Origin of the sequence: Terasakiella sp., assembly GCF_048267425.1 — a bacterium.
Lineage (GTDB): Bacteria > Pseudomonadota > Alphaproteobacteria > Rhodospirillales > Terasakiellaceae > Terasakiella.
The window spans coordinates 231,101-247,187 of sequence record NZ_JBLWXN010000005.1 but is presented as its reverse complement, the minus strand read 5'-3'; the positions used below and the strand labels follow the sequence as shown (position 1 = coordinate 247,187).

The following is a 16,087-nucleotide window of genomic DNA, read 5'->3' as shown; positions in this document are numbered from 1 at the left end:
TATGGATTTTGCCAACATCGGTTTTATGATTTCAGTCTGGATCATTCCGATCATCATTGCCGTGACCTTACATGAAGCCGCACATGGCTGGGTGGCTTGGCGTCTTGGCGATCATACGGCCTACATGATGGGGCGCGTCACATTCAATCCCATTAAACATGTTGATCCGTTCGGCACGCTTTTGATGCCGGGGTTGATGCTGTTGCTGTCCGGCGGAAAAATGATGTTTGGCTATGCCAAGCCAGTCCCGGTTAATATGCGCAATTTTTCCAATATCCGGCGCGATATGGTACTGGTTGCGGCGGCGGGTCCGGGGGCAAATATCCTCATTGCAATTATCTCCGCCTTGTTATTTTATACCTTACCCTTAATGCCTCCCGATGTCGCAAACTGGCTAGGGCACAATCTTAAAAATTCTTTATATATCAATGTGATATTATGCGTTTTTAATCTAATGCCTTTACCTCCGCTTGATGGGGGGCGTATTGCGGTTGGTCTGTTACCACGCCCTCTTGCCATGCGTTTGGCAAGCCTTGAACGTTATGGCATGTTCATACTGTTGGGTATGATTTTTTTAGTACCCTATTTAGGAAGTATTGTCGGCTTAAACTTAAATATTTTTTGGTGGTTGGTTAAAGTTCCTGCTGATTATATTACTTACGGAATTGCCTATATGGTCGGTATCGCGGGGTAAAACGTGATGGCCAATCTCATTGATCTTGACCAGCATGAAGACGACGACCTACGCCCAAAACGTAAAAAATCGTCGTTGATTATTGATCTGGATGGGTTTGAAGGGCCACTGGATATCCTGTTGGAATTGGCCCGCGATCAAAAGGTTGATTTGATCCATCTGTCCATTCTGGAACTGGCCGATCAATATTTGTTGTGGGTGGCGGAAGCTCGTCGGCAAAACTTGGAACTGGCGGCGGATTATCTTGTTATGGCGGCGTGGTTGGCTTACCTGAAAAGCCGCCTGTTGATCCCGGCACAAGCCAGTGAAGAAGAACCAAGCGCCGAAGAAATGGCTGCCGCCCTCGCCTTTCAATTGCAACGATTGGAAGCTATGCGTAATGCCGGGCAGACGTTGCTGGAACGCAACGCTTTAAACCTCACGATTTTTCGCCGCGGCGAACCTGAAAATTTCGGCAAGCTTGATGACGTGACCTACGATGTTACGTTATATGATTTGATGAAGGCTTATGGCGATCAGATGAACAAGCATGTGGATCAAACTCTTCATATTGAACCTACAGATCTTTATTCTATGGACATGGCAATTGAACGGTTACGATCTTTCCTTGGTAAAATACCGGAATGGACGACGTTAATTCATTTCTTGCCCAAGGATTTGAAAAACAGTCTTCATACCCGGTCCGCAATTGCGTCCACCTTTGCTGCTGCCTTGGAAATGGCGCGCGATGGTAAAGTAAAAATCAGACAATCCGATACCTTCGGCCCGATTTATATCCAAAGCCCGGATATGGAGATCAAGTAAATGAGCGACGAACAGTTCACAGAAAACCTCCGCCTTTTGGAAGCCGTTCTTTTCGCAACCAAGGAACCACTGGGCGAACGCAAGCTTTCCAATTATTTTGAAGATGAAATTGACCTGAAAGCCATGCTGAAAACCCTTCAGGAAGAATATGTAAATAAAGGGGTCAATCTGGTTCGACGCGGCAATGCATGGGCGTTTCGCACAGCACCGGATTTGGCGGAAAAATTAAGCGAATATCGCGAAAACGTAAAAACTTTATCGCGCGCTGCTATCGAAACCTTAGCCATTATCGCCTATCATCAACCCGTTACGCGTGCTGAGATTGAAGAAATTCGTGGTGTTTCCCTTTCAAAAGGGACGCTAGATGTCTTGTTTGAAGCCGATTGGATCAAACCACGTGGACGCAGACGGACACCGGGCCGGCCCATGACATGGGGCACCACGATTGATTTCCTTGATCAATTCGGATTGGAACGGGTCGAAGATTTGCCGGGGATAGAAGAATTGAAATCAGCCGGTCTGTTGGATGCCCGTCCCGCCATCAATGCCTATACAGTGCGCGGAGAGATGGAACTGCCGTTTGACCATCCAGATCAACCGGAAGACGATACCGAATTGATCGAACCGCTTGCAGAAGAATAATCACAGAAAAATTGCCAGTATTTCTGCTGGACGGATCAACTTCTTTTGTATATTTGTTATTGCAAGTCATTTTCAAAAACAACAACCCTACAAATAAAAACGCGTGGCCATGAAACAATACGGATTGCAAAATCTCTTTAACGGCTGGACTATTTTCACCGTTATAACCGCGCTGATTATTGCCTCACCTGTTTTCATTGTTGTTTCCTATGTCTTTGTCCCCACTGGTGAAATCTGGTCACATTTGGCCGACACGGTGCTTGGGAACTATATCTATAATTCCGTTCTTTTATTGATTGGTGTGGGCACAGGTACGCTTGTGGTCGGTACGGGGTGCGCATGGATTGTGACCATGTGCCGTTTCCCGGGACAAAAGGTGTTTGAATGGGCGCTCTTGCTGCCCTTGGCGGTTCCGGCTTATGTGATTGCCTATACCTATACCGGGCTTACGGATTTTGCTGGTCCTATACAGACTGTTTTGCGCGAGATTTTCGGCTGGACTTCGCGGCGGGATTACTGGTTCCCTGAAATCCGTTCTGTTTGGGGGGCGATGACCATGTTTACATTGGTGCTTTATCCCTATGTCTATATGTTGTCGCGCGCCGCATTCCTTGAACAATCCATTTGTGTACTGGAAGTCAGCCGCACCCTTGGGCGCACCCCTTGGCAAGCTTTTAAAGACGTTGCCTTTCCCTTGGCACGTCCCGCAATTGCGGCAGGGAGCGCCCTTGCCTTGATGGAAACCTTGAACGATTTTGGTACCGTTCATTTCTTTGCGGTCGATACCTTTACCACGGGCATATACCGAACGTGGTTTGGCATGGGAGAACCGGCAGCAGCAGCACAATTGGGTGCATGTCTCCTTATTTTTATTGTCAGCTTAATCGCCCTTGAGCGTTATTCACGCGGTAAGGCGGCTTATCATCATACCACCGTGCGGTATCGGGCATTAAGCAAGTTGGAAATGTCGTTCCCGAAACAGGTCATTTGCATTCTGGTTTGTTTTTTCCCTGTTTTATTGGGTTTTTTACTGCCCGCAGGCATCTTGTTAAACTGGGCTTTTCAAACAACCGAATGGTGGATGAACCTGCAATTTGTCGAATTTGCCTTTAACAGTTTCATTCTTGCCTGTGTCGCGGCTTTGCTTGCCGTCTTCTTGGCTGTTTTAATGGCCTATGGCGCCAGACTTCGCCCGTCATTTTTTACCAAATTCGGTGTGCGTGCCGCGTCTATTGGCTATGCCGTGCCGGGGTCTGTTTTGGCGGTTGGCATTATGCTGCCGTTTGCCTGGACCGATAATCTGGTTGATAGTTGGGCGCGCGAACATCTGGGGTTTTCGACCGGATTGCTTTTGTCTGGAACAATCGTTGCCGTTGTTTTTGCCTATATTGTCCGGTTTTTGTCTGTTTCCTTTAATGGCATTGAAGCAGGATTGGGTAAAATTACACAAAATATGGATTGCGCATCACGTACGCTTGGACACAATCCGTCAGAAACCCTTAAAAAAGTGCATCTCCCGCTTATTCGCGCCAGTATGTTCAGTGCCGGGATTTTGGTCTTTGTCGATGTCATTAAAGAACTTCCGGCAACAATGATTATGCGCCCGTTCAATTTTACAACGCTGGCCGTTCGTACATTCGAACTCGCAAGTGACGAACAATTGGCCGAAGCTTCCAGTGCGGCGCTTGCAATGGTACTTGTTGGTATTATTCCGGTGATTATGATCAGTCGTACGATTGCGAAATCACGCCCGGGTCAAGAAAATTAGGACAGAACGAATATGGTTTTAAAGCTTGAAGATATAAGACTTTCTTTTGATGGTTTTTGCGTTCTGGATAATCTCAGCCTCCATGTGAAAGCCGGTGAATTTGTCTGTTTGCTTGGTCCCAGTGGATGTGGCAAGACATCAACCTTGCGTGTTTGTGCAGGTTTGGAAAGCCCGTTAAGTGGTCGGGTTATGCTCGGCGATAAAATCGTAACCGATGGCACGAAAGTCTTACCGCCGGAAAAACGTCACATCGGTTTTCTTTTTCAGGATTTTGCACTTTTTCCGCATTTGAATATTTTTCAAAATGTTGCCTTTGGCCTCAAAGGATATCGTAAGGAAGAAACTGAAGAACGTGTTCTCGAAGTTTTAAAACAGGTGCGTATGGATAAATACGCCTCTGCCCTACCCCATACATTATCAGGGGGGCAACAACAACGTGTCGCGCTTGCGCGTGCCTTGGCCCCAAAGCCGGGGATTATGTTGTTGGATGAACCTTTTTCCGGTCTTGATTCAGGCCTACGTGCTGATATACGTGATGAAACCCTACATGTTTTAAAATCAACAAATGTCGCAGCCGTGATGGTTACCCATGATCCGGAAGAAGCCATGTTTATGGCGGACCGTATTGTCTTGATGAAGGGTGGTTCCATTATTCAGGACGGGGCGCCGCACGAACTTTATACAAATCCGATTGACCATTTTGCAGCCTCCTTCTTTGGGGAGATCAATATCATTAAAGGGATTATCAAAGAGAGCACCGCCCAGACTATTTTAGGCAATGTAAAAACATCCGGCTTTAAGGAAGGTGAAATCGTTGATGTCCTCATTCGACCGGAGAACGTGATTGTCCGACCCAGAAGCGATGTTGATCAGCACTTTCATACAACAAAAATTGAAGCCGCCCGCTACTTGGGACGAGACAGCTTGCTCCATCTCTGTGTAAAAGATGAAACAGGAGCTTGCACACATTTGCATGCACGTATTGATAGTCAGCTTAAACCTATCGTAGATCAGAATATTGTCGCAACAATGGACCCTGCACGCGCCTTTGTATTTCGCGCCTGTTAAATGTAAAAAATTGTGCCTTTAGCATTGCCGGGCTTCCATCTTTCTGCTTATATGCTTGTCAACAATTGTATAACTAAAATCTTGGAGACCTCGCATGGGTATTGGTGTTTGGCAAGTTGTCCTTGTCCTTGTCATTGTTTTGATCATTTTCGGCGCAGGCAAATTGCCTAAAGTTATGGGCGATGTTGCAAAAGGCGTCAAAAACTTCAAATCCGGCCTGAAAGAAGGCGAAGAAGAAGCCAAAGCAGACGACCAAGCTGCGATCTCTAGCAAAGAAGAAGCGGAAGTTCCGGCGTCTTCCGAGAAAAAAGACGTCTCTTAAGCCCTTCCCTTTCCCTGAATCTGGATAGAATCGATGTTTGATATCGGTTGGACGGAAATTGTCACCATTGTGATTCTTGCTGTTCTCATCATCGGCCCACGTGATTTGCCCAAAGCAATGCGCGCAATGGCCAAGATGATCGGAAAAGCCAAGCATATGATGCGTGAATTTCAAAATAACGTCGATGATATGATCCGGGATACGGAATTGGAGGAGGTCAAGAAATCCATTCAATCCGCCCGTAATTTCGACGTGAAAAGCCAAGTTGCCAAGGCGATTGACTCAGATGGATCAATTGAAAAAGGAATGGACCTTTCGAAAGAGGCGGCCGCTTTCAATAATTCTATGAAAGAGCCATCCCCGTCGCAAGACGAACAAGTTGCTGCCCCAAAAAAGGAAGCAGTATCGGATCAATCAGAAAAGAAATAACGAGTTAGGCCGTGCAAGAACCTCAAGCCGCTGAAAATACGATGCCTTTAATGGAGCATCTGATTGAACTGAAAAACCGCCTGACTGTAGCGGTTGCCGCTCTGTTCGTCGCTTTTTTGGGTTGTTATTATTTTGCAAACGAAATTTACGGATTTCTGGTTCATCCACTGGCAGCTATTCTTTCAGAACTTGGCGGCAATCGCCGGATGATCTATACGGCGCTGCATGAAGCCTTTTTCACCCAAATCAAGGTTTCTTTCTTTGCAGCCCTGTTTCTTGCCTTTCCCGTTATTGCTACACAATTTTGGAAATTTTTGGCACCGGGTCTTTATAAAAATGAGAAAGCGGCTCTTGCACCTTATCTGGTTTTATCGCCTATCTTGTTCGCACTTGGCGGTGCACTGGTCTACTATTTCATTATGCCATTGGCCTGGAAATTTTTCCTCAGCTTTGAGACTTTAGGCACGGATGGTACCTTGCCCATTCAGTTGGAAGCCAAAGTAAACGAGTATCTGGCCCTCGTTATGAAATTGATTTTTGCCTTTGGTATCAGTTTCCAACTGCCACTGGTTTTGACTTTACTCGCGCGGATTGGGGTTGCTACATCACGTGGTCTTGCCGCAAAACGCAAATATGCCGTTGTCGTGACCTTTATCGCCGCAGCCGTTATGACACCGCCCGATATTATTTCACAAGTAGGGCTGGCAATTCCCATTCTGTTTTTGTATGAAATCTCTATCATTTCGGTGCGTAGCGTAGAAAAGAAACGCGGCGACATCGAAGATGAAGAAAATGACGATGAATTCGAAGAAACAGACTTCAATATGACTTAAGGCTTTGTAGCTATGTTCGATATTAAATGGATACGAGATAACCCTGATCAATTCGATACAGGGCTGGCACGACGTGGGCAAGAGGCACAGGCAGAACGTCTGATTGCGCTTGATACCGAACGCCGTGATATTTTAACGCGCGCCCAAGACGTTCAGGCAGAACGTAACAAGCTTTCCAAGGAAATTGGACTTGCCAAACGTGAAGGCCGCGATGCTTCCGATATTATGGAAAAGGTCTCGCAATCCAAAAATTTGCAAGCTGAGCTGGAAGAACAGGCCAAAGCCAAAGAAGCCGAGCTTGAAAATGCACTCATGTCCTTGCCGAATTTGCCTTACGCTGATGTACCGGATGGTAAGGATGAAGACGATAACGTTGAAATTCGCAAATGGGGCGACGTTCCGTCTTTTGATTTTGAAGTTAAAGAGCATTTCGATATTGGTGAAAAGCTTGGGCAGATGGATTTTGAAACCGCTGCCAAATTGTCCGGTGCCCGGTTCGTTTTGCTCTCCGGTGCCCTTGCCCGCATGGAACGCGCTTTGGCCTCATACATGCTTGACCTACACACCATGCAACACGGCTTTACCGAAGTAAACCCGCCTGCCTTGGTGAAAGATGCTGCCCTTTATGGTACAGGGCAATTGCCTAAATTTTCCGAAGACCTGTTTCGTACCGAAGAAGGGTTTTGGATGATCCCCACGGCCGAAGTTCCGCTGACAAATATTGTCGCTGGTGAAATTCTCTCTGAAGATTATCTGCCGCGTCGTTATACGGCTATGACATGGTGTTTCCGTTCCGAAGCGGGTTCCGCGGGTAAGGATACACGCGGTATGATCCGTCAGCATCAGTTTAGCAAGGTTGAGATGGTTTGTGTCACCAAACCAGAAGAATCGGATGCGGAACTGGAACGCATGACAGGTTGCGCCGAAGCGGTTTTACAAGGTTTAAAACTGCCCTATCGCGTCATTACGCTTTGTACAGGCGATATGGGCTTTAGCGCGCGACGCACCTATGACATCGAAGTTTGGTTGCCGGGTCAGGACCGCTATCGTGAAATTTCATCCTGTTCCACAACAGGGGATTTTCAGGCGCGGCGCATGAAGGCCCGTTACCGCGCGGAAGGCGAGAAAAAGCCGCAGTTTGTGCATACCTTAAACGGGTCCGGCCTGGCGGTCGGGCGGTGTTTGGTTGCCGTTCTTGAAAACTATCAACAAGCTGATGGCAGCGTCATTGTGCCTGAGGTTTTGCGTCCCTACATGGGTGGCCTTGAGGTTATCGAGCCAAACAAATGATCGACCTGTCCCAAGCCCGAATTTTGATATCAAATGATGACGGTATCCATGCACCGGGCTTGAAGGTACTGGAACATATTGCCAAAGAGGTAGCGAAAGAGGTCTGGGTGGTTGCGCCGGAAACGGAACAAAGCGCAACTGGACATTCCCTCACCCTTCGCCGCCCTTTGCGTATTCATAAACATTCAGATCGACGTTTCAGCGTGGATGGGACGCCGACCGACAGTGTTTTGTTGGCTTTGAATGAAATTATGAAAGATAACCCGCCCGATTTGGTTCTTTCCGGTGTGAACCGTGGCGGAAACTTGGGTGAAGATATCACTTATTCAGGCACAGTTGCTGCGGCGATGGAAGCCACCTTGTTGGGGGTGCCTGCAATCGCCTTGTCACAATTTTATGCTGATCCAGATCGGGTTAAATGGGCAACTGCCCAGACGCATGGCCCAGATGTCTTGCGAAAGCTGGCTGCGATCGGTTGGCCGAAAAATACATTGATGAATGTAAACTTCCCGGATGTGGTTGCAAAATCTGTACAAGGAATTGAGGTTACGCAACAAGGCCGACGTAAAATCGGGGATGATCTGGCCAAAGGAATTGATCCGCGCGGAGAAGAATATTTTTGGGTCGGTGCTTTGCGTTCTCAACAGACATTCCATGAAGGAACGGATTTATACGCGATCACGCACGGTAAAATTTCAATAACGCCGATCTCGCTTGATTTTACAGATTATTCGACACTCAAGGACTTACAGGGGGAACTGTTATGAGTATCGAAGCCCAGAAAATTCGCCTTCTCATGGAATTACGCCGACAAGGCATTACCGATACCAATGTGTTAGCCGCACTGGAGCGAATTCCACGTGAAAGTTTTGTTGCGCCAACCTTTCTAGATCAAGCTTACGACAATATTGCGTTACCGATTGGGTATAACCAAACGCTCAGTCAGCCTTATATCGTTGCCTATATGACGGAAAAACTTCAGCTCAATGACCGTATGAAGGTTCTGGAAATTGGCACAGGATCCGGCTATCAGGCTTTGGTTCTAGCAAAGCTTTGCCGACGTCTTTATACAGTTGAACGTTTTAAGCCTTTGTTGGAACAGGCAGAAAAACGTTTTCATGATTTTAGACAAACCAATATTACAACCCATTGTGGGGACGGTACGTTAGGCTGGCCTAAACAAGCCCCGTTTGATCGTATCATGGTCACCGCAGCGGCCGCAGATGTTCCCCCTGCCCTTGCCGATCAGTTATCTGTTGGCGGTGTTATGGTTTTACCGATTGGGGAAGATACCTCTGCACAATGGCTTATCCGCGTGACGCGTACCGAAGATGGTTTTGATGTTGAAGAATTGGAAAAGGTTCGTTTTGTCCCTCTTCTTCCCGGTTTGCCAGAATAAGTTTGAAACCCTGATTAAGCTTGGGCATAATCCGCATCATGTTTAGAACATCGCGACATATCGGCGTTTTCGCCTTGCTTTTAAGCCTTGCTGCTTGTGGTTGGGTGGAAGTCCCGTTTGAAGGACAAGGAAGCTATCGCCCACCTGCAACACAATCTGCTGAAAAAGAAAAGGCAGAACAGCCAAAAGCGATACCGGGAACGGTTGTGGTTCAAAAAGGTGATACGGTTTACGCCATTTCGCGCAAACACGATGTGTCCGTTCGGGGGCTTATCGAAAGAAACGCCCTGAAACCACCCTTTCATTTAAAGATCGGGCAACGGCTTTATCTGCCGCAAGGTCCGGTTCATGTTGTTCAACCCGGTGATACACTTTATTCAGTCTCCAGACATTATCGCACCGATGTTTATACATTGGCCAAAACCAACAATCTAAAATCCCCGTTTACCCTGACACCGGGACAGCGATTAAAGATTCCCAATTCAGGAAATTTGACCACTGCGTCTAAAAATCTGGATGTACCGCCACGGGTCAATGCCGAAGTTACCACCAAGCCTAAAAATAAATCCACAATGCGAGCGAAAGCGGAGCCGCGCCTCAATCGCAAAGCCATCCCCAAACCGGCACCACGATCCAGTAGCCGTTTTGCATGGCCGATCAAGGGGCGGATTATCTCTGGTTTTGGGACCAAACGCGATGGATTACGCAATGACGGTATCAATATTTCTGCCAAACGCGGTGCCCCTGTGAAAGCGGCTGAAAACGGCGTTGTTGCCTATAGCGGCAATGAACTGCGCGGTTTTGGCAATATGATCCTTGTCAAACATAGCGGTGGTTGGATTACGGCTTATGCCCATGTTGAGAAAATATTAGTTAAACGCGGCCAAAAGGTAACACGCGGTCAATCCATTGCAAGCGTTGGCAGCAGCGGTGGTGTCGTCACCCCTCAGCTCCATTTCGAAATTCGCCGGGGCATGAACCCGGTTAACCCCAATGGATTCTTAAAAGGATAAAAAAAAGCCCGCTGATAAAGCGGGCTTTTTTGTTTTGAGACGTTTCTTAACGTTCAAGCTTGCTAACGTCGCGAACCGCACCTTTGTCGGCACTGGTTGCCATGGCGGCATAAGCACGTAAGGCAGCGCTAACATTGCGTTGACGCGGTTTTGCCGGTTTCCATGCATCAGCGCCTTTGGCCTCCATTGCTTCACGGCGTTTTGCAAGATCGGCATCTGAAATCTTTAGGTTAATGGAACGATTAGGAATATCGATTTCAATCGTATCACCTTCTTCAATCAAGCCGATTGCCCCGCCGTTGGCGGCTTCTGGTGAAGCATGGCCAATGGACAGGCCAGCCGTCCCACCAGAAAAACGACCATCAGTTAACAAAGCACATTCCTTACCAAGGCCCATAGATTTCAGGTAGCTGGTCGGATAAAGCATTTCCTGCATGCCCGGTCCGCCTTTTGGTCCTTCGTAACGGATAATCACAACATCACCGGCACCGACTTCACCACCCAGAATGCGTGAAATGCCTTCATCCTGACTTTCGCAAACGCGGGCTGTCCCAGTGAAGGTCCAGATGCTTTCATCTACGCCCGCTGTTTTTACGACACACCCATCTTCGGCAATATTGCCATAAAGTACAGCCAAGCCGCCGTCTTTGGTGAACGCATCTTCAACACTGCGGATGACGCCCTTGGAACGATCACGGTCCAAATCACGATAACGTGCCGCCTGTGAAAAGGCTGTTTGTGAGGGAACGCCCCCCGGTGCAGCCTTATAGAATTTGTGAATTTCGGCATCTGAGGTCCGGCTGATATCCCACGTATCAATTGCCTCGCCCAGTGTTTTACTATGGACTGTGGAGACATCACGTTTTAACAAACCAGCATCATCCAAACGCCCCAGTAAAGACATGATACCGCCGGCGCGATGGACGTCTTCGATATGAACATCGGGAACGGACGGCGCGATTTTAGACAGGCACGGCACCTTGCGGGACAAACGGTCCATGTCTTTCATGGTGAAGTCAACACCGGCTTCCTGTGCAATAGCCAACAGGTGAAGAACCGTGTTTGTGGATCCCCCCATTGCAATATCCAATGTCATCGCATTTTCAAAGGCATCATATGTCGCAATACCGCGCGGTGTGACACTGGTGTCATCGTTTTCATAATATTTTTTACACAGATCAACCACTAAACGTCCGGCGCGCAGGAACAGTTCTTTGCGATCTTCGTGTGTGGCAACAACGGTCCCGTTCCCCGGTAAAGACAGGCCCAAGGCTTCGCTCAGGCAATTCATGGAGTTCGCAGTAAACATGCCAGAACATGACCCGCAGGTTGGGCAGGCGCTACGTTCAATCGCATCGACTTCTTCATCGGACACATTGGGATCAGCCGCCTTAACCATTGCATCAACCAGATCAAGGGAATGTTCAATATCATCAATGGTGACTTTCCCAGCTTCCATTGGACCACCGGATACAAATACCGTCGGGATATTCAGGCGCATGGACGCCATCAACATCCCTGGCGTGATTTTATCACAGTTTGAAATGCAAACCATCGCATCGGCGCAATGTGCGTTGACCATATATTCGACACTATCTGCGATCAAATCACGAGACGGCAAGCTATAAAGCATGCCGTCATGGCCCATTGCGATCCCATCATCCACGGCAATGGTGTTGAATTCTTTCGCAACGCCACCGGCCTTTTCAATTTCACGGGCGACCATTTGCCCCAGGTCTTTAAGGTGGACATGGCCCGGTACAAATTGGGTGAATGAGTTCACAACGGCAATAATGGGTTTTTCAAAGTCGGCATCTTTCATCCCTGTCGCGCGCCAAAGGCTGCGCGCACCTGCCATATTGCGGCCTGCTGTCGATGTACGTGAACGATATTCGGGCATAATCCAATCCTTTTGGTATTATAATCAGAACGCTTCCCTAAGAAGTGCGGCAACTAACATAAACATATCGTTTGAGTTTGGAAAGGTTTATACGCTGGCAGCGACAAAGTCTGGTGAAAGCCTAAATGACTTTTGGTCAAGAACACCATTTCCATCTATTAATAAGGATTTGAATCCTTTGACTTTGGCTTGTGCGACTTCATTTAAAACATCACTGCAAACCAAAAGAACACGTTCCGTGCTTACAAACGGAAAGGGGCGTTCCAAATTATCCAAATCATCGCGTAGAAGAACACGATTATTGGTAATGGAATACCCGCATCTATTCAATTGAGCTGTCATATCATCGCGACACGCATCACCGCTTAAACAAAAGACGCCAACCCGTTTATCCAGTTTGCGTAGTTGAGGAACCAAAGACGCACCCGAGGGCACCGTCAAACCATTTCGGATCAAAGTTGCATGGATACTAAACAGAAAAACATCATAATCGCGCACAAGATCCATCACCCCGTCGACCTTAACAGTCAGGGTGTCGTCATCTTGAAGAAAGCCAACTTCTTCTGTGCCCAAGTCATTTCTCAGGCCAAATCGATCATGCATATAGATATCGCCTCCCCTTCTTAAGCGTACCCCTTAAGTAAGAAGACGTAGTTGATATTTCAATACGCGATGCGTGTTTATTTTTTGTCAGAGGGCTGAGGAACGGCCCGGCCCACTGCCCCTAAGGTTTTTTCCAGTTCTTTGGCTTTGTTTTTTAATTCTTTTTCCATTTGTTTGATCTGTCGATCCAAGGAAACGGCATTGTTATACGCACGTTCCCTTTTTTTGGCTTGGGCTTTTTTCCACATAGAACGCGTCATCCATTCCCCGGCGTGGGCAATGACGATAATCCCTGCAATCAGGCAAATCATCCCGGCCAACATATAATCAATCCGACCAAAAGCAGCAGCGACTCCCCAAAAACCGATGGTGGCAATGGATGAGCCGATAATAAAAAGCATCCGTCTTGTCACTTGGTTTTGATCGTATTGTGATTTTTCGTAATCGCGCAAGGAATTGGAAATTTCACTACGGGCAAGTTGTTGCCACTTGTTAAAATTCATTCCTTTAAAAGGTTCGCGGTTTTCCCGAATAAACAATTCAAGGCGCTTTACAATATATTCCGCACGTTCATCGGGGGTAGGATCGTTTTTTGCCATCTTAATTTTCGTTCACTCAACATGAAAAAGCCCCACCAAATTCTGGTGAGGCTTCTATCATAAGTGTGAACTTGCAAACAATCAGTTAAAGCGCCGATGTCAAACGTGCCAAGGCTTCTTTGAACTTGGCATTTTTCTCGCTGAGTTCTTGGACTTTTTGGCGTTCTGTTGCAACGACATCAGCTGGTGCATTGGCAACAAATTTTTCGTTTGCCAATTTTTTTTCTTTGCCGCCGATGATTTTATCCAGATTGGCAATTTCTTTTTCCAAACGGGCTTTTTCCGCCGCCACATCCATATGATCAACCACATTGATAAAGACAGTAGATTCGCCCACGACTTCCTGAACACAGCCCTGTGCAACGGCTTCATCAACCAAGTCGATAGATCCCAGGCGAGCCATGCGTTTGATCAGGTTTTCATTGCGTGCCAAACGTTGGGCCGTCTTTTCATTGGCACCTTGCAGATATACAGAAAGGGCGACACTGCCGGGCACATTCAATTCCGAACGCGTTGTACGGATTGTAGAAATCAGCTGAACCAGCCAATCCATTTCCTCGTTGGCATCGCTATCATCTAACAATTTTTCCGGCCAAGTGGCACTGATCAATTGCATATCGCGCTCATCCGCCATCGATTCCCATAACTCTTCGGTAATAAACGGCATTATCGGATGCAGAATATGGAGAATTTGATCAAAAACCCATGCGGTTGTGGCCCGTGTTTCCTCAATCGCGCTTTCGTCATCCCCATTTAAGATAGGTTTGGTGAATTCCAGATACCAGTCACAGAATGTGCCCCAGGCAAACCCATAAATCGCATTGGCCGACTCGTTGAAACGATAGCCGTCAATTGCCGTGCCAACTTCGCCAGCGACCTCACCAACCTTGCCAACAATCCAACGGTTAACGGGGTGCTTAACACTTGCCGCATCAAATTCTTTAACCGGTTTACACCCGTTTATTTGACAGAAACGTGCCGCATTCCAAAGCTTTGTTGCAAAATTGCGGTATCCTTCGACACGGCTGGTGGCAAGTTTGATATCACGCCCCTGTGCAGCCATTGCGGTCAGTGTAAAGCGCATCGCATCAGCACCATACTGATCAATCAATTCTAACGGATCAATAACGTTACCTTTGGATTTAGACATCTTCGCCCCTTGTTCATCGCGAACAAGCGCGTGGATATAGATGTCCTTGAACGGAACTTCGCCCATGAAATGAATGCCCATCATCATCATCCGGGCAACCCAGAAGAAAATGATATCAAACCCGGTGACCAGAACATCCGTTGTGTAATAATGATCGAGCTGCGGTGTTTTTTCCGGCCAGCCCAATGTAGAGAACGGCCAAAGTGCAGAAGAGAACCAAGTATCAAGCACATCGGTTTCACGGGTCAGCTTAACCCCCTCTCCTGCGACCTTCTGCGCAGCCTCTTCGGTCATTTCAACATAGACATTGCCATCTTCGTCAAACCATGCCGGAATTTGATGCCCCCACCAGATTTGACGGGAAATACACCAAGGCTGGATGTTGCGCATCCATTCATAATACGTATTTTCCCATTGTTTGGGAACAAACCGGGTCTTGCCGGTTTCGACCGCTTCCAAGGCTGGTTTTGCCAACACGTCTGCTTTTACAAACCATTGATCCGTCAACCAAGGTTCGATCACAACCCCGGAACGATCCCCATAAGGAACCGTCATCGGGTTTTCTTCGATCTTCACCAAAAGGCCGAGTTCTTCCATTTCGGCGACAACTTTTGTACGGGCTTCAAAGCGTTCCATACCTTGATATTTTTCAGGCACATTTTCATTTAAATGTGCGTTAAGGTCTAGAACGTTGATAATTTCCAGATTGCAACGTTTACCAACTTCGTAGTCATTAAAATCGTGACCCGGTGTAATTTTTACAGCCCCCGATCCCTTTTCAGGATCGGCATATTCGTCGGCAACAATCGGGATCGCACGATTTACGATCGGCAAAATAACATTTTTACCAATCAAATCCTTATAACGCTCATCATCGGGATGAACCGCAACGCCTGTATCACCGAGCATGGTTTCCGGGCGCGTGGTTCCAACGGTAACAAATTTACCGTCTTCGCCTTCCAGCGGGTAGTTGAAGTACCACATTTTACCGTTGACTTCGCGTTGTTCCACTTCCAGATCTGAAATTGCGGTATGCAGTTTCGGGTCCCAGTTGACGAGTTTTTTATCGCGATAAATCAGGTCTTGTTTATAAAGTTCGACGAAGACTTTACGGACAGCTTCGGACAAACCTTCATCCATCGTAAAACGTTCTTTCGCCCAATCGGCAGAGGCACCAAGGCGACGCAATTGATTAACAATTGTCCCACCTGATTGCGCTTTCCATTCCCAAATTTTATCAATAAATTTGTCGCGTCCCAAATCGTGGCGGGTCACACCTTCGGCTTCCAAACGGCGTTCCACCACCATTTGTGTTGCGATCCCCGCATGGTCGGTTCCGGGCTGCCACAGAGCATCTTTACCCTTCATTCGGTTATAGCGGATCAAAATATCTTGCAAAGTAAATGTCAGGGCGTGTCCCATATGCAAGCTACCTGTCACATTGGGCGGCGGCATCATAATTGTATAGGGTTCTTTGCCGGCTTCGTGATTGGCGGCAAATGCATTTTTCTCTTCCCAAAGCGTATAGTGTTTTTCTTCAACTGCCGCCGGGTTGAATGTCTTGTCGAGCATT

At 47.4% G+C, this 16,087-nt stretch carries 16 protein-coding genes; 12 read left to right on the top strand and 4 right to left on the bottom strand.

Annotated features, from left to right (window positions below):
- Window position 1: 1 nt before the first annotated feature.
- The 12 genes from ACN0VA_RS10360 to ACN0VA_RS10305 all read left to right on the top strand — a co-directional run bounded on the left by ACN0VA_RS10360 (window position 2) and on the right by ACN0VA_RS10305 (window position 10,262).
- On the top strand, window positions 2-694 hold the full coding sequence (locus tag ACN0VA_RS10360) for a site-2 protease family protein (protein WP_417821077.1): 693 nt from the start codon (window positions 2-4) through the stop codon (window positions 692-694).
- 6 nt (window positions 695-700) lie between these two features.
- Window positions 701-1,498 (top strand): segregation and condensation protein A, encoded by a 798-nt coding sequence (locus ACN0VA_RS10355; protein ID WP_417821076.1) that lies wholly within the window; start codon window positions 701-703, stop codon window positions 1,496-1,498.
- Complete coding sequence (gene scpB / locus ACN0VA_RS10350; protein WP_417821075.1) at window positions 1,499-2,140, top strand: SMC-Scp complex subunit ScpB; 642 nt, start codon at window positions 1,499-1,501, stop codon at window positions 2,138-2,140. It abuts the gene before it with no gap.
- Window positions 2,141-2,249: 109 nt separating this feature from the next.
- A complete protein-coding gene (locus ACN0VA_RS10345) occupies window positions 2,250-3,908 on the top strand; it encodes an ABC transporter permease (RefSeq protein ID WP_417821074.1) in 1,659 nt (552 codons plus the stop codon).
- A gap of 12 nt (window positions 3,909-3,920) precedes the next feature.
- A complete protein-coding gene (locus ACN0VA_RS10340; protein WP_417821073.1) occupies window positions 3,921-4,976 on the top strand; it encodes an ABC transporter ATP-binding protein in 1,056 nt (351 codons plus the stop codon).
- 94 nt (window positions 4,977-5,070) lie between these two features.
- The gene (gene tatA, locus ACN0VA_RS10335) at window positions 5,071-5,298 is read left to right on the top strand and encodes a twin-arginine translocase TatA/TatE family subunit (RefSeq protein ID WP_417821072.1); all 228 of its coding nucleotides are present in this window, start codon (window positions 5,071-5,073) and stop codon (window positions 5,296-5,298) included.
- A gap of 33 nt (window positions 5,299-5,331) precedes the next feature.
- Window positions 5,332-5,727, top strand: a complete 396-nt coding sequence (tatB, locus tag ACN0VA_RS10330; RefSeq protein WP_417821071.1) for a Sec-independent protein translocase protein TatB — start codon at window positions 5,332-5,334, stop codon at window positions 5,725-5,727.
- Between the two features lie 11 nt (window positions 5,728-5,738).
- Window positions 5,739-6,560: a twin-arginine translocase subunit TatC gene (gene tatC, locus ACN0VA_RS10325; protein WP_417821070.1), complete on the top strand. Its 822-nt coding sequence runs from the start codon at window positions 5,739-5,741 to the stop codon at window positions 6,558-6,560.
- 12 nt (window positions 6,561-6,572) lie between these two features.
- The gene (gene serS / locus ACN0VA_RS10320; RefSeq protein WP_417821069.1) at window positions 6,573-7,850 is read left to right on the top strand and encodes a serine--tRNA ligase; all 1,278 of its coding nucleotides are present in this window, start codon (window positions 6,573-6,575) and stop codon (window positions 7,848-7,850) included.
- Window positions 7,847-8,617 carry a 5'/3'-nucleotidase SurE gene (surE, locus tag ACN0VA_RS10315; RefSeq protein WP_417821068.1) on the top strand — a complete coding sequence of 257 codons (771 nt, stop codon included), beginning with the start codon at window positions 7,847-7,849 and terminating at the stop codon, window positions 8,615-8,617. The genes serS and surE overlap by 4 nt, the downstream gene beginning before the upstream one ends.
- Window positions 8,614-9,249: a protein-L-isoaspartate(D-aspartate) O-methyltransferase gene (locus ACN0VA_RS10310; RefSeq protein WP_417821067.1), complete on the top strand. Its 636-nt coding sequence runs from the start codon at window positions 8,614-8,616 to the stop codon at window positions 9,247-9,249. The genes surE and ACN0VA_RS10310 overlap by 4 nt, the downstream gene beginning before the upstream one ends.
- 38 nt (window positions 9,250-9,287) lie before the next feature.
- Window positions 9,288-10,262: a peptidoglycan DD-metalloendopeptidase family protein gene (locus tag ACN0VA_RS10305; protein WP_417821066.1), complete on the top strand. Its 975-nt coding sequence runs from the start codon at window positions 9,288-9,290 to the stop codon at window positions 10,260-10,262.
- A gap of 46 nt (window positions 10,263-10,308) precedes the next feature.
- Here ACN0VA_RS10305 and ilvD read toward each other — a convergent pair whose 3' ends face one another.
- The 4 genes from ilvD to ACN0VA_RS10285 all read right to left on the bottom strand — a co-directional run bounded on the left by ilvD (window position 10,309) and on the right by ACN0VA_RS10285 (window position 16,086).
- Entirely contained in the window at window positions 10,309-12,162 is a 1,854-nt protein-coding gene (gene ilvD / locus ACN0VA_RS10300) for a dihydroxy-acid dehydratase (protein ID WP_417821065.1), read from the bottom strand.
- A gap of 87 nt (window positions 12,163-12,249) precedes the next feature.
- Complete coding sequence (locus tag ACN0VA_RS10295) at window positions 12,250-12,765, bottom strand: hypothetical protein (protein WP_417821064.1); 516 nt, start codon at window positions 12,763-12,765, stop codon at window positions 12,250-12,252.
- Between the two features lie 77 nt (window positions 12,766-12,842).
- Complete coding sequence (locus ACN0VA_RS10290; protein ID WP_417821063.1) at window positions 12,843-13,364, bottom strand: hypothetical protein; 522 nt, start codon at window positions 13,362-13,364, stop codon at window positions 12,843-12,845.
- Window positions 13,365-13,449: 85 nt separating this feature from the next.
- Complete coding sequence (locus tag ACN0VA_RS10285; protein ID WP_417821062.1) at window positions 13,450-16,086, bottom strand: valine--tRNA ligase; 2,637 nt, start codon at window positions 16,084-16,086, stop codon at window positions 13,450-13,452.
- Between the last annotated feature and the right edge of the window lies 1 nt (window position 16,087).

Excerpts from the sequence above, each read along its gene's own strand:
- ACN0VA_RS10295 (WP_417821064.1), bottom strand. The coding sequence starts at position 12,765 with ATGCATGATCGATTTGGCCTGAGAAATGACTTGGGCACAGAAGAAGTT.
- ACN0VA_RS10345 (WP_417821074.1), top strand. The coding sequence starts at position 2,250 with ATGAAACAATACGGATTGCAAAATCTCTTTAACGGCTGGACTATTTTC.
- scpB (WP_417821075.1), top strand. The coding sequence starts at position 1,499 with ATGAGCGACGAACAGTTCACAGAAAACCTCCGCCTTTTGGAAGCCGTT.
- tatB (WP_417821071.1), top strand. The coding sequence starts at position 5,332 with ATGTTTGATATCGGTTGGACGGAAATTGTCACCATTGTGATTCTTGCT.
- ACN0VA_RS10305 (WP_417821066.1), top strand. The coding sequence starts at position 9,288 with ATGTTTAGAACATCGCGACATATCGGCGTTTTCGCCTTGCTTTTAAGC.
- surE (WP_417821068.1), top strand. The coding sequence starts at position 7,847 with ATGATCGACCTGTCCCAAGCCCGAATTTTGATATCAAATGATGACGGT.
- ACN0VA_RS10290 (WP_417821063.1), bottom strand. The coding sequence starts at position 13,364 with ATGGCAAAAAACGATCCTACCCCCGATGAACGTGCGGAATATATTGTA.
- ACN0VA_RS10360 (WP_417821077.1), top strand. The coding sequence starts at position 2 with ATGGATTTTGCCAACATCGGTTTTATGATTTCAGTCTGGATCATTCCG.
- ACN0VA_RS10355 (WP_417821076.1), top strand. The coding sequence starts at position 701 with ATGGCCAATCTCATTGATCTTGACCAGCATGAAGACGACGACCTACGC.
- ACN0VA_RS10340 (WP_417821073.1), top strand. The coding sequence starts at position 3,921 with ATGGTTTTAAAGCTTGAAGATATAAGACTTTCTTTTGATGGTTTTTGC.
- ilvD (WP_417821065.1), bottom strand. The coding sequence starts at position 12,162 with ATGCCCGAATATCGTTCACGTACATCGACAGCAGGCCGCAATATGGCA.
- ACN0VA_RS10285 (WP_417821062.1), bottom strand. The coding sequence starts at position 16,086 with ATGCTCGACAAGACATTCAACCCGGCGGCAGTTGAAGAAAAACACTAT.
- serS (WP_417821069.1), top strand. The coding sequence starts at position 6,573 with ATGTTCGATATTAAATGGATACGAGATAACCCTGATCAATTCGATACA.
- ACN0VA_RS10310 (WP_417821067.1), top strand. The coding sequence starts at position 8,614 with ATGAGTATCGAAGCCCAGAAAATTCGCCTTCTCATGGAATTACGCCGA.
- tatA (WP_417821072.1), top strand. The coding sequence starts at position 5,071 with ATGGGTATTGGTGTTTGGCAAGTTGTCCTTGTCCTTGTCATTGTTTTG.